The sequence below is a fragment of the Blautia sp. MSJ-19 genome, assembly GCF_018918125.1.
Lineage (GTDB): Bacteria > Bacillota > Clostridia > Lachnospirales > Lachnospiraceae > Blautia_A.
Genome location: NZ_JAHLQA010000025.1, coordinates 58,443 through 72,095, shown reverse-complemented (window position 1 = coordinate 72,095; position 13,653 = coordinate 58,443). Strand labels below are relative to the sequence as shown.

Sequence of the window (13,653 nt, the reverse complement as noted above, 5' to 3'; positions counted from 1 at the left end):
AGCCGGACTTGCAGCCTGGGGAGTGATCAATCTGCTAGAAGGATATGGAACGGACAATCCGGGTGCAAAGTCACAAGGAATAAAACACTTAATGTCTTCTATGTGAAAAGATTTTAAAGGAAAAACGCACATCCTACGCAGATAACATGACAATTTCATGCAAAGCGAAAGGAGACACCATGAAAATCGAATACACAAAAGTTAGAGACTATTATTTACCGAATCTTTACTACCCGGAGGAAACCAGACCGATTGGCTTCTGGGGAATGCTTCGGAAGGAATATCTGAAAGAACATAAATCTGGAACTTATACATATCTTCTTCTGACTACCAGACTGGACAGCTATCTGGCAGATCTGAATGAACAGGCACAGGAACGCTTTGAGCTGATCGAAGCGCAAATGAGAAGTTCAGAGGGAGTTACCGAGGAACTGAAGAGACAGAATCCTATGGAATGGGTACGCCACTGCAACAATATCCGCAATCGGGCTGCTGAAATCATCAAGCAGGAACTGATTTATGTATAAGGGGGATTCCAGATATGAGAAGAGAATTGATTGAAAGCTATTATGAAGAATACCAACGGGAACTGGAACGATTTCTTGAATCTGATCCGGAGATGTTTTCTCTGGAAGCAGAAATTCATTATTACATAGAAATACTGGAACCAGTCCTCAGAGATGCCGGACAGGAGATGTGGCAGGCATTGGACAGAATTATCTCAGCGAAGAATGCCATGGAAGGACATGTGGCAAAAGAAATGTATATCCGTGGATTTCTGGACTATGAAAGACTTGTGTGTGAAAAGGACAGTAACATTTGAATAGTCATCTTACAAGCACTGACTGTAATGGTCGGTGCTTCTTTTTTGATTTTTTGAAAAATAATTTGACATTCTTCAAGTCCCCACGTGTGATTAGTAGAAAAAATAAATTTTTCTGCGAAAGTACCGTCCAAACGCCCTCTGAAACTTGCTATTAGTGAGGGAATATTTCATTTATGCGAAAAAAACTTGCAAAAGGGGGTTGGTAAATACCATTTCCAACGCTTTATAGGTAGAGGAATAATTATTTTTCAAAAATCTCCAAAATCATGTCCGCTTTTGCTTGTCCCAGTACAGAGTATGTGAAGGGACTAATGAAAATAAAAGAAAAACTGATAAAAATGCAAAAAAATATCACGAATTTTTTGCATTCTGACAAGTCATTTGACTTTAGTAATCAGAGGACGTTTTGGAATGTTCCTTCGCTGAACCTTGACAACCGATAAGTGCACCCTGGAAGCCTAACAGGAGTTCTGCCATGACCTTTCTTTTCCTGAGAGCAAGCGGAAGCATAATGACACTCCCGATGATGGGCGGCTGACCGGAGCCTTATGGTCAGTGACCTGCTTATGCAGGCAGAGGCAGTCTGAGACGGCTGCAGGTGACAGGGAAACGCACGCCAGACCGCCGGACGAATGAAACTGATAACAATGTTTACAGGGCGAAATGCCTGGAAAGGAGCAGTTTATGACAGAACTGAAAATGAAAGAAATGCAGATAATCCACTGGTTTGGATGCCCGAATCTGAACTGTACAAAGGAAAGAATCCATCTGGCAGCTATGCTTGCAACGGATGCAGAAATGAAAAAGAATCTTTACAAGGTATGCAGATTCCTCGCAAGAGAAGAAATCGCATATCGGTATCCGAGCATATATGAAATGATTCGGAAAATGTTTTCGCCGGATGATACTAATCCACCGGACGCATGTGCAATGTTTATGCCGGACAATGAACCAGATGATGAAGAATATGCAATGGCAGCGTAGCTGCGGAAAGGACAGTAGCGATTATGAATAAAGTGATTTTAATGGGAAGACTGACAAAGAATCCGGAGATCAAATATGCCGGAAAAGATAATGATATGGCAGTAGCAAGATATACACTTGCGGTAAATAGAAGATATAAACGTGACGGAGAACAGGAAGCAGATTTTATTTCCTGTGTCACATTTGGAAAGAGTGCAGAGTTTGCACAGAAATATCTTCACAAGGGAACGAGAATTGTGATCGGAGGTCGTATCAGCACCGGTAATTATAAGGATAAGGACGGGAAAACAATTTACACCACAGATGTGATTGTGGAAGAACATGAATTTGCTCAGAACAAGGATAACGGTGCCGGTGCAGATTCGTCAGAAACACAGAAAACAGATAAGGACGGATTTATGGAAGCACCGGAAGGAGAGGTTCCATTTGACTAAACCGGGATAAATGGTTGGAGAGGCTGCTCTTTGCCGGGGCATTCTCTTTTCCATTTTAAAGAAGAAATCAAAAATTACAGGTATTCAACCTAACGAAAACGTGATATAATCAAAATATGGTTGAATGAGAAATATGGAGGTAGCTTATGGGCGTAAGTTATAACAGATTATGGAAAATGCTCATAGATAAAAATATGAAGCGGATAGAGATGCAGTACCTCACTGGGATCAGTGGTAATATTCTTGCCCGGATGGGAAAAAATCAGTATGTATCAATGGAGACGATTGAGAAGATATGCAAGAAGCTGGACTGCACTGTTGATGAGATGATGGAATTTACAGAGGATGAATAACAGGAGGTTGCTGCAATGACAAATACACAGCAAAGAGCAGCGGCGAAAGCATTTGCAAAAAACTGGAAAGACCGTGGATATGAAAAAGGCGACAGTCAGATCTTTTGGGTGGAGCTTCTGACAACGGTATTTGGTGTAACGGAAATATCACAGTTTATTTCTTTTGAGGATCAGGTACACCTTGACCACACCAGTTTTATTGATGGGTATATTGAGAAAACCCATGTCATGATTGAACAGAAAAGTATAAATAAGAGCCTGACGGCTGCTATCCGGCAGGCCGACGGCTCTATGCTGACACCATTTGAACAGGCAAAAAGATATTCTTCCGAATTGCCATATTCAAAAAGACCAAGATGGATCGTAACCAGTAATTTCCAGTCATTTTATATTTACGATATGGAAAAGCCGGGTGGCGATCCGGAGATTATCCAGTTGGAAGATCTGGAAAAAGAATATTATCGGTTACAGTTCCTTGTGGACGAGGGAAACACAAATCTTCAGAAAGAAATGGAAGTTTCCATTGCCGCAGGTGAAATTGTAGGGCTTTTGTATGATGCACTGGCAAAACAATATGTTGATTCGACAACAGAGCGGGCAATGAAAAGTCTGAATATCCTTTGTGTCAGAATCGTATTCTGCCTGTATGCAGAGGATGCCGGTATTTTTGGACAGCATGGCATGTTCCATGACTATCTGGAAGAATTTGATACAAGGCACATGAGAAAAGCCGTGATTGAGCTGTTCCAGGTGCTTGATACAAAACCAGAAGACAGAGATCCATACATGGAAGAATCTCTGGCACAGTTCCCATATGTAAATGGTGGGCTGTTTGCAAATGAGGATATTGAAATTCCACAGTTTACAGATGAAATCAGAAACCTTTTACTGGAAAAAGCCTCAGCAGATTTTGACTGGTCAGAAATTAGTCCGACTATATTTGGTGCGGTATTTGAGAGTACACTGAATCCTGAGACAAGACGCTCCGGCGGTATGCACTACACCAGCATTGAAAATATTCATAAAGTCATTGATCCGCTGTTCTTGGACGATTTGAAAAATGAGCTGAAAGAAATTCAGCAAATAACCGTTCAGAGAACAAAAGATAAAAAGTTGAGAGACTTCCAAACGAAGCTGTCAAATCTCCGGTGGCTTGATCCGGCATCTGGTAGTGGAAATTTCCTTACAGAGACATATATTAGTATCCGTCGATTGGAGAATGAAGTCATAAAAGAATTGCAAAGAGGACAGATTACTTTTGGCTTTGATGAATCTTCCCCGATTCATGTTTCCATTGATCAGTTTTATGGAATCGAAATCAATGATTTTGCTGTCACAGTTGCAAAGACAGCTTTGTGGATTGCAGAATCTCAGATGATGAAAGAGACAGAAGACATCGTTCACATGAATTTAGATTTTCTGCCATTGACAACTAATGCGTTTATTGTGGAAGGCAATTCTTTACAGATTGATTGGGAGAGTGTTGTACCCAAAAATCAGGTGTCGTATATTATGGGGAATCCACCATTTCATGGATTTACTTTTATGACAGCTGAGCAGAAACAAGATATGCAAAATATTTTTCCAGGGGTAAAGAATCTTGATTTTGTTTGTGCCTGGTATAAAAAAGCGTCAGATTATATTCGGGGAACAAAAATAGAAGTTGCTTTTGTATCAACAAATTCAATTGTTCAAGGTGAAACGGTATCCAGATTTTGGGACTTTATGCAGGATGATATTATTAACTTTGCATATAGAACGTTTGTATGGGATAGTGAAGCCAGTGTAAAAGCTCATGTACATTGTGTGATCATTGGATTTGCGAAATTCTCACGTTCGAATAAATATTTGTACGATAATGGAAGAACTACAGTGGCTGAAAATATCAATCGTTATCTGATGGATGGAGATAATATATTAGTACGTAGCCGGAATAAACCCTTGTGTGATATTCCTAAAATGATATATGGTAATAAACCAGCAGATGGAGGAAATTTGATTATTGAAGATGAGGACTTAAATGAATTTATTAAAAAAGATCCGAATGCAAAGAAATATATCCATCCTCTTTTGGGAGCATCAGAATATATCAAAGGGAATAAAAGATGGTGTTTATGGCTTGTTGGAGCAGATCCAGAAGACTTGAAAAAGTGTCCAATGATTATGGAAAGAATAAAGAAATGTAAAGAGGCGAGAGAAAATAGCGTTGCGGCTGGAATAAGAAAATTTGCAGCTACACCAACACTTTTTGCACAGAGAACGCAGCCAGTTGATAAAGATTTTATCATTGTGCCGAGAGTATCTTCACAAGCAAGACGTTATGTTCCTATGGGATTCATTAAAGCTGGAACAATTGTAACCGATAGGGTTCAGGTAATCCCTGATGCTTCACTGTATGACTTTGGAATTATAATTTCAAATATTCACATGGCTTGGATGCGAGTAACATGTATGCGATTAAAAAGTGACTATAGTTATTCAAAAGATGTTGTATACAATAATTTCCCTTGGCCAGAGCCAACAGAGCAGCAAAAGGAAAAAATAGAGAAGACTGCTCAAGCAATACTTGATGCAAGAGCATTGTATCCAAATAGCAGTCTTGCAACGCTGTATGATGAATTAACGATGCCTCCAGAACTGAGAAAGGCACATCAGCAAAATGATATGGCAGTCATGCAGGCATACGGATTTACAAAAGGCAGTGAAGCCTATAAAAGCGAAGCTGCATGTGTTGCAGAACTTATGAAAAGATATCAGAAATTGTGTGAGGAACAGAAATAGTAAGGAGCAGAAAAGTTGAAAAATAAAAACACTGAGAAAATAGAGTTTCTAAAAATAGTATATTTTGATGAAGCTGCTGCACAGGATTATGTTGATGTTACAAATGGAGGACGACTTGATTGGTCAACACAGGAAAATAAAGAAAAAATAGCTAAAATAGTTGCTGAAATTGAAGCTCAGGCAAAAAGTGGCTTTAATATTTTGAATTATATTAAAGCAACATTTCAGGGAAAAGTTGATGCCAGTGCTTCCGCTGAACTGACCAGTGCTTTTGACAAAACAATAAAAAATACGTTGCTTACAGATTATATACAGGCAGCATCGAAAGATGAACACGTAAAAAAATTCGAGAATAGTGGTGTTTATGCACCAGAAAATTCTGTGACATTATATAAAATGCTCAGTTCATATTTGACAATTGTGCCTAAAGAAGAAATGCCAATAGATATGGAAAAATTAAATGAGGCAATATTAGGTGAACGGGGTTATTATGACATGCTTTTAAAAACAGAGATAGAGCGGAAAAGCGTATTGAGATTTAACCTTCAAGCATTTAAAAACAATTATAATCTTGTCGATTTAAGCAAAATGAAGCTGACATATTTCGGAATAAAGGTTGGAACTTGTGGAGAAAATCATTTATCGATTGATAAAGAGTTTGATTTTCAACCAGCAGAAGACAAGACTACAGCAGAAGAAATTGTAGAGGGAGAAAAGTCTGCTGCTGAAGAAGAAAAAGAATTAGATGTTTATGATATAGTATTGGCAGGTGTAGTACGTGAAGAAGATTGAAATTTTTGTAGGATCTGATTCTGCCTTTGAAAAGATTGTTCCGAAAAGTGCAAGAAATCTTAGTGAAATGGCAGCGAAACTTGATGATGGTAATAAAAAAATGGATGTGTTTGTTAACATTCCAGGGCAGCCAGAACCAAAGCCTAAGAAAAAGAAGAAACCGAGAGTTCAGGATTTTGTTATTCATGCAGATGAGTACTGTAGTGTTCAGGAACATGTAATTATAAACTTTATAAATTTTATTTTCCAAATGTCCATAACAAATATGTACATTCAAAATCCACCGAAAAGTATTCGAGAACAGATATACCGAACATTTAATAAAAGTATTATTCATGAAACGCAACAGCCATATTTGGAAGTTTCAAAAGAAATGATACAAACATTTAATAGCCAATATAGTGAAAGGATAATTGGACAGGAAAGAGCAAAAAAGAAATTGCTTCAAGCAATATATCCTCTGGTAGATGGTAAACAAAGCAAGCCGGTTGTAATATTGTTATATGGAGATTCAGGACTTGGAAAGACAGAATCCGCACAATATATGGCAGAATTGATGGGTGGAAAATTATTAAGAAAACAATTTTCTATGTATCAGAATAATGAGTCGGCCAATTATATTTTTGGTGGAAGATATAACGAAAAAAGCTTTGCGCAAGATCTTTTGGTTAGAGAAACTAATGTATTGTTGTTTGATGAGTTTGATAAAGCTTTATCTATATTCCATAGTGCATTTTATCAATTATTTGATGAAGGAATTTATGAAGATCATAATTATAAAGTGGTAGTAAATAAGGCAATTATTATGTGTACTTCAAATTATAAAACAATTGATGAGATAAAAGAACATTTAGGATTGCCGATATATAACCGTTTTGATTCAATTATTAAATTTAATGATTTGTCAGGTATGGCAAAAGAAAAAATTGCAGAGAGAGAAATAGAAAGACTGAGGGAAGATTATGATATTGAAGACAGAGAGTTATTTGACAAAATAAAGAAAGGTGCAGTTACTCAGTCAAATGCAAGAGAAATAAAACATTTGATAAAGGATACTTTCTCTCTTGTGGCACTTAATAAAATATGCGGTGAAACAGAAATATAATTCTCTTAGCAAAGCTAAGAGCGCACTTCTATACAGGCAATTCCATCTGCCTGTATCGTGCGACCTGCGGTGCTATTCACGGATTCGAGGAATCTTAATCCGTGAAATACAGCGAAATCAGAGATTTCGGACAAGGGGATGTTTCCCCTTGCGGCACAGGTGCCTATCCCCGAAGTTTGTGACTGAATACCTCAGATACAAACATATAGGGGAAAGAAAGCGTGAAATCGGAAGTTGTGGAGGGAAAATCAATGAAAGAAAAAACATATCAGACTCCTTGCGGAACAATCCACTATTGGGTAAGCGTCTCACACCCAGATGAAATTACTCTTGTTTTTCTGCCTGGATTGACTGCCGATCATAGATTGTTTGATAAGCAGATTCAACATTTCAAGGAGAAGTATAATGTTGTGGTATGGGATGCACCGGCACACGCCTCTTCATGGCCGTTTCGGTTTGAGTTCGACTTGTTCGATAAGGCAAAATGGCTGAACAACATTTTGAATCAAGAAAAAATTACCAAGCCGGTCATTATTGGTCAGTCTATGGGTGGATATGTGGGACAGGCTTATGCACAGCTTTACCCAAATCGATTAACAGGTTTTATCTCTATTGACTCTGCACCGCTGCAACGGAACTATGTGACTGCGGTTGAACTCTGGCTTTTGAAGCGAATGGAACCCGTATATGCTCATTATCCGTGGAAATTGCTTCTGAAATCGGGAACGGAAGGAGTTGCCATGTCTGATTATGGCAGAAATCTAATGCGTGAAATGATGTTGGTCTATGATGGTGATCAAAAGCGTTATGCGCAAATTGCGGGGCATGGCTTTCGCATTTTGGCAGATGCAATGGAAAAGAATCTGCCATATGAGCTGAAGTGTCCATCTCTGTTAATATGCGGAACGCAAGACCACGCTGGTTCATGTATACGGTATAACAAAGCATGGCACCAAAAGAGAAAAATTCCTTTGAAGTGGATCGAAGGAGCTGGACATAATTCTAATACAGACAAACCGGAATTGATAAACAGTTTAATAGAAGAATTTGTTGCAGATGTTTAATAACAGATAAATTCTAATTTTATTGACCAAGAAATTGAGGAGGATTCATAATGAGTGAGAAAACAGAGATTACTTTCATGCAGACAAGATTAATTCGGCTTGCTTCAGAAGAGTGGCATTTACCTGTTGAACAGATTATCCACTTGTTTAAAGAAGCCGATGTTCTTGGATATATAGAAAAATGCTATGGGATTTTTCATTGTGAGGGTGATGAAGCTGTGCTTGAAGACATTACAGAATTTCTGGAAGGAAAGGGGATAAAGATTAGTGCTTGAGTTAAAAGATGGATTTGTTCTCTATCATGGAAGTTATTGTGAGGTAAAAGAGCCAGATCTTGCCAAATGTGCAAAGAGAAAAGATTTTGGGCAGGGATTTTATTTAACTACATCCAAGGAGCAGGCAGAAAGTTTTCTGAGAACCTCAATAGCCAAAGCAATCGCAACCGGAACAATTGAAGAAGGACAGAAGTTTGGATATATTTCAACTTTTGAATTCAACCTTTCAGGAAATCTTGAAATGCATATTTTTGAAAATGCAGATGTAGACTGGTTACATTGCATTGCCGCTCATCGAAAGAAAAAAATGTTTATCGAAGTGGAACGTGAAATGGCAAGGTATGATATCATTGCAGGAAAGATTGCGGATGATGCAACAAACGCTACCCTTACTGCTTACCTTGCCGGGGCTTTCGGGACAGCAGGCGATAAGGAGGCAGACGATTTCTGCATCAGACAGTTGTTGCCCAATAAACTAAAAGATCAATATTGCTTCAAAACGGAAGCAGCTATTGAGTGCCTGAAATTTATGAAAGGTGAGAAGATATGGCTGAAGTAACAATTCCAAAGGAAAAAATGAATTATACAATCGACCTTCTTATCACTATGGTGACAGATGAGATTGCAGAAGAAACGGGCAAGGACAGAAAAGAGATATTGACAGATTTTCTTTGTTCAAAGACAGGAAAAGCACTGTATGATGAGAACACAAAGCTGTGGTGCAATGGTCCAGCATATATTGCTGAATTGTATAGGGAAGAGTTAAAGAAATCCGGATATCAGATTTGAGATGAATGCATATTCGGATTGTGTTGAAAACTTCCGCTATTATATCGTTGTGACAACTAAATATTTCAAAAGTTACTGAGGTCAGCATTTCCTAATTATGGAACAATGACCTCAGTTTTTTTATACCCAGGAATCGGCATTTATGAATGAACCGGTTCTTTTTATTTACAGAAAAGAAGGAGGACGACAGAGTGAGCAGAGCAAAAAATCCGAAATACGAATCCATGTCGCTGGAAGAATTGAAGGCAAATATGGAAAAGAGCAGACAGGAACTGGAGGCGGCAATCCACAATAAAAATCTTCTGGAACAGAGGAAAAAGCTGGTGGAACGCAGAGAACGTTCCCACCGGCTGATTGTCAAAGGGGCAGAGTTTGAGAAAGCGTTTCCATTGTCAAGAGATCTGGAACAGGAAGAATTTCAGGAGGTAATGAACCAGATGCGTAACAGCAGTTACAACAAGAGTGTTGTGCGGCAGAATTATATAGCTGCTTCACAAAAAGACAGACAAGAGATTGCCGAAGCAGTTAAAAAAACAGAGAAGGGAGATGACAGCTAATGGCACTGTATCATTTTTCAGTAAGACATGTATCCAGAGGGAAAGGACAGATGGTGATCGCTTCCGCAGCCTATATTTCCGGGCAGAGGATTTTTGACAGTTATTACAACAAGATACACGATTATACAAGCAAGTCGGGTGTGGTATTTACAGAAATCCTGACACCGGAGTATGTGCCGGAGCGTCTGACTGACAGGGAAACCCTCTGGAACGAGGTGGAGCATGTGGAAAGGAACAACAAGGCGCAGCTTGCCTATTCGTTTGACATTGCCCTGCAGAATGAACTGACACTTGAGGAAAATATCAGATTGGCGAAAGAGTTCTGCCAGGAGCAGTTTGTGGCACGTGGCATGATCGTAGATCTGGCAATCCATGAGGGAAAATCGGACAATGAAGAAGAACCGGATAATCCACATTTCCATGTGCTTGTACCAATCCGTCCTTTTACAGAGGAAGGAATCTGGGGCAATAAGCAGAGGCGGGAATATATTCTTGATGAGGATGGAAACCGGGTGAAGGATGCTAAAGGAAAGGAGATGTTCAATGCTGTTTCCACTACCGGTTGGAATGATCCGGAGCTTTTAAAGGAGTGGCGGAGAGCATGGACAGAGAAAGTAAATGGAAAATTTCGAGAGTGCCACATGGCAGCCAGAATCGACCACCGTTCCTACAAAGAACAGGGGATTGACCTGATCCCGACTATCCACGAGGGATATGAAGTCCGGGCAATGGAGAAAAAGGGAATCAAAACGGTGATCGGAGAATTGAACCGGGCAATCCGGCAGTTCAACCAGATGTTCATTTCCCTGAAAGAATCCATTCAGTGGATGAAGACTGTTTATGAAGAAATGAAAGCCGAGCTGGATCGCAGGCAGAACCCGACACTCCTGGAAAGCCTGCAGGACTATTATGATAAAAAGACACAGGGAAGACCGCCACTTCCTAATTTCTATGCGGAGATGAAACGAAGAGGTAAGAATCTCTCAAATCTACAGGAATTTTCAAAATCCATCAATTATCTTCAGACACATCAGATAGAGACGATGGAGGACTTGCAGGAACGGATTGAGGAATTGAACGGTGTTGTTTCTGTCAGTAAAAAAGAAATTTCCGAAAAGCGGAAACAGTTAAAGGAACTGGAGAATCTGGAAAAAATGGCAGAGGTAATCAAGACGAACCAGCCATTGATTGATGAGTACAATCATTTTTTTTTCCAGAAAAAACGGGAGAAATATTATCAGCAGCACAAAAAAGAAATCAATTATTACCGTAAATGTGAACGGGAACTAAAACAGCATCTGGATCAAAATGGGAAAGTCCCAACTGCCAGATGGAAACGGGAGAAAGAAGAACTCCAGTCGGTGATCGAAGAGCTGAAAGCAGACAATCAGCCGTATCAGGAGGAACTTGCGTTTGTAAAAAAGGTACAGAGCTGTGCAGACATTGCCAGACGTGACCGGGAAATGGCAGAAGCAGATACTTCCGGGCGTTCAGAAGAAAAAATGGAGGAGCAGAAACCAGAAAAGAAGACTTCCCTCTTGAGAAAACTGGATGAAAAGAAGAAAGAATGTGCAGAGCGTGATGCAAAACAACAGGCAGTGAAGAAAAAACGGAACTATGAGATGAGTTTATAACAGTCTGTCAGCAGGACAGACAGGAAAGGATGAGGAAAATGCAGTATACGGAAGAACAGATTATAAGAGCAAACCAGACAGATCTTGTATCTTTTCTGAACGCACAGGGAGAACAACTGATGAAAAGCGGAAAGGAATACCGTTGGAAAAAGCATGACAGTGTAACAGTGTCTGGAAATAGGTGGTACAGGCACAGTCAGGGGAGGGGTGGCTATCCGGTGGATTTTGTGATGGAATTTTACAATGCTACGTTTCCGGAAGCTGTCAAGATGCTGACCGGGGAGGAAGGCGAAGGCAGGAACAGTGCCTGCCCCGCCCCGTCCCCTGACTTCCGGTTGCCAGAGAAAGAGGAAAATAATGATAGAATCATCAGATATCTGACAGAAAACAGAGGGATTGAAAAAAATCTGGTGGAGAAATGGATCAGCAGTGGGGATATTTATGAAGAAAAGAAGCACCATAATGTGGTGTTTGTTGGAAAAGATGCAGATGGTATTCCAAGATATGCCCATTGCAGGGGGACAGGTGAAATAAAATACCGGGGAGATGTGGCTGGATCTGATAAATCTTGCGGATTCAGTCACAGAGGGACGGATAATCAGTTGTTTGTGTTTGAGGCAGCCATTGATCTGCTTTCTTTTATCCAGTTGTTTCCCAAAGACTGGAAGAAACGAAGCTACCTGAGTCTGGGTGGCATCTCCGGTGTGGCACTGATGGCTTTTCTTTCTGAACGCCCTCAGATTACTTCTGTATTTTTGTGCCTGGATAATGACCAGCCAGGGAATGAAGCCTGTGAGAAACTGGCAGAAGAAATCCCGGACGGATACAGTGTCATCCGTCTGAAACCGTCCCGAAAGGACTGGAATGAAATCCTTTGCGATAAAAGTGCGGACAGGAAGAAAGCAATCATTGAAACAGTTACAATGAAAGCACCGGAAGAACTAGTGCCGATGCTGTGCTATGAAGATATTGAGCAGACCAGTGTAGAATGGCTGTGGTTTCCCTATCTGCCATTTGGAAAGCTGACAATTATCCAGGGCAATCCGGGAGAGGGAAAAACTTATTTTGCCATGATGCTGACCGCAGCCTGTACGAACCGGAAGACTTTCCCGAATATGGAAGAGATTGAACCATTCAATGTAATATACCAGACTGCAGAAGACGGTATGGGAGACACAATCAAGCCGAGACTGGTAGAAGCCGGTGCTGATCTGAGCCGGGTTATGGTCATTGATGATACAGAAGAAGCACTGACATTATCCGATGACCGTATCGAAAAGGCAATCCGTCAGAATCAGGTCAGACTTTTAATCATTGATCCGGTACAGGCATTTATCGGTGCCGACGTGGATATGAACCGGGCAAATGAAGTCCGTCCGGTATTTCGAAAACTGGGAATGATTGCTGAAAAGACCGGCTGTGCGATTGTGTTGATTGGACATCTGAATAAATCTTCGGGTACGCAGAGTACTTACCGGGGACTTGGCTCTATTGATATCATGGCGGCAGTGAGAAGCCTGCTTTTCATCGGAAAAGTAAAGAAAGACCCGACAACAAGAGTGCTGATTCATGAGAAAAGTTCTCTTGCACCTCCGGGTGAGACGATGGCATTTAAACTTGGAGATGAAGAAGGTTTCCGATGGGTGGGAGCTTATGAGATTTCTTCCGATGATCTTCTGGATGGAAAGGAAGGAAAGCCGACAGAAACAAAGCTGCAACGAGGAACGAAACTGATCTATGAACTGCTTGCGGACGGAAATGCAGTCACAATTCGGGAATTGGATGAAAAGGCAAAATCACAGGGAATCTCCCAGAGAACCATGCGTGAAGCCAGAAGCCGAATGAAAGAAGAACTGGATTATCAGATGAATGAAAAACAGGAAAATACCATTCGATTAAAAAAATAAAAGAGAATGGGTGACGGCAGGATTTTGGAGTGGACGGCAGGCTTTATAGATACCCTACCTGCCGCCTGCCGTCTGCCCGTGCAAGGCAATCGAACGAAAACAGTAGGTATCCATACGAAAATTCAAAAAGGCAATCAACAGTCTGGGCAGTT

16 protein-coding genes are annotated in these 13,653 nt (G+C 40.4%); all 16 read left to right on the top strand.

Annotated elements, in window-relative coordinates; all coding sequences use genetic code 11:
- Nucleotides 1–106, top strand: a 106-nt coding sequence (locus KQI91_RS09280) for a Maff2 family mobile element protein (protein WP_216392501.1), incomplete at its 5' end; no start/stop codon positions are given.
- Nucleotides 107–179: 73 nt separating this feature from the next.
- Complete coding sequence (locus KQI91_RS09275) at nt 180–527, top strand: TnpV protein (RefSeq protein ID WP_173722545.1); 348 nt, start codon at nt 180–182, stop codon at nt 525–527.
- Nucleotides 528–541: 14 nt separating this feature from the next.
- Nucleotides 542–823 carry a hypothetical protein gene (locus KQI91_RS09270; protein WP_173722546.1) on the top strand — a complete coding sequence of 94 codons (282 nt, stop codon included), beginning with the start codon at nt 542–544 and terminating at the stop codon, nt 821–823.
- 687 nt (nt 824–1,510) lie between these two features.
- Entirely contained in the window at nt 1,511–1,810 is a 300-nt protein-coding gene (locus tag KQI91_RS09265) for a hypothetical protein (protein WP_242858680.1), read from the top strand.
- Between the two features lie 23 nt (nt 1,811–1,833).
- Nucleotides 1,834–2,244 carry a single-stranded DNA-binding protein gene (locus KQI91_RS09260; protein ID WP_055307236.1) on the top strand — a complete coding sequence of 137 codons (411 nt, stop codon included), beginning with the start codon at nt 1,834–1,836 and terminating at the stop codon, nt 2,242–2,244.
- Between the two features lie 146 nt (nt 2,245–2,390).
- Complete coding sequence (locus tag KQI91_RS09255) at nt 2,391–2,597, top strand: helix-turn-helix domain-containing protein (protein WP_195657242.1); 207 nt, start codon at nt 2,391–2,393, stop codon at nt 2,595–2,597.
- A 15-nt stretch (nt 2,598–2,612) separates the two neighbouring features.
- Nucleotides 2,613–5,378 (top strand): DNA methyltransferase, encoded by a 2,766-nt coding sequence (locus tag KQI91_RS09250; protein ID WP_216392500.1) that lies wholly within the window; start codon nt 2,613–2,615, stop codon nt 5,376–5,378.
- Between the two features lie 15 nt (nt 5,379–5,393).
- The gene (locus tag KQI91_RS09245; RefSeq protein ID WP_173722550.1) at nt 5,394–6,170 is read left to right on the top strand and encodes a DUF6414 family protein; all 777 of its coding nucleotides are present in this window, start codon (nt 5,394–5,396) and stop codon (nt 6,168–6,170) included.
- Nucleotides 6,157–7,275 (top strand): AAA family ATPase, encoded by a 1,119-nt coding sequence (locus tag KQI91_RS16100; RefSeq protein WP_216392499.1) that lies wholly within the window; start codon nt 6,157–6,159, stop codon nt 7,273–7,275. Before KQI91_RS09245 ends, KQI91_RS16100 begins: the two co-directional genes overlap by 14 nt.
- A 251-nt stretch (nt 7,276–7,526) precedes the next feature.
- Complete coding sequence (locus KQI91_RS09235) at nt 7,527–8,339, top strand: alpha/beta fold hydrolase (RefSeq protein ID WP_173786090.1); 813 nt, start codon at nt 7,527–7,529, stop codon at nt 8,337–8,339.
- 50 nt (nt 8,340–8,389) lie between these two features.
- Nucleotides 8,390–8,614 carry a DUF3791 domain-containing protein gene (locus KQI91_RS09230; protein ID WP_005341260.1) on the top strand — a complete coding sequence of 75 codons (225 nt, stop codon included), beginning with the start codon at nt 8,390–8,392 and terminating at the stop codon, nt 8,612–8,614.
- Nucleotides 8,607–9,173 (top strand): DUF3990 domain-containing protein, encoded by a 567-nt coding sequence (locus KQI91_RS09225; RefSeq protein WP_173786091.1) that lies wholly within the window; start codon nt 8,607–8,609, stop codon nt 9,171–9,173. The genes KQI91_RS09230 and KQI91_RS09225 overlap by 8 nt, the downstream gene beginning before the upstream one ends.
- Nucleotides 9,161–9,403, top strand: coding sequence for a hypothetical protein (locus tag KQI91_RS09220; protein ID WP_055158449.1), 243 nt, complete (start codon nt 9,161–9,163; stop codon nt 9,401–9,403). Before KQI91_RS09225 ends, KQI91_RS09220 begins: the two co-directional genes overlap by 13 nt.
- 191 nt (nt 9,404–9,594) lie before the next feature.
- Nucleotides 9,595–9,960, top strand: coding sequence for a DUF3847 domain-containing protein (locus tag KQI91_RS09215; protein ID WP_129795760.1), 366 nt, complete (start codon nt 9,595–9,597; stop codon nt 9,958–9,960).
- Nucleotides 9,960–11,594, top strand: coding sequence for a MobQ family relaxase (mobQ, locus tag KQI91_RS09210; protein ID WP_216392498.1), 1,635 nt, complete (start codon nt 9,960–9,962; stop codon nt 11,592–11,594). The genes KQI91_RS09215 and mobQ overlap by 1 nt, the downstream gene beginning before the upstream one ends.
- Nucleotides 11,595–11,632: 38 nt before the next feature.
- The gene (locus KQI91_RS09205) at nt 11,633–13,501 is read left to right on the top strand and encodes an AAA family ATPase (RefSeq protein WP_216392497.1); all 1,869 of its coding nucleotides are present in this window, start codon (nt 11,633–11,635) and stop codon (nt 13,499–13,501) included.
- Nucleotides 13,502–13,653 lie beyond the last annotated feature (152 nt).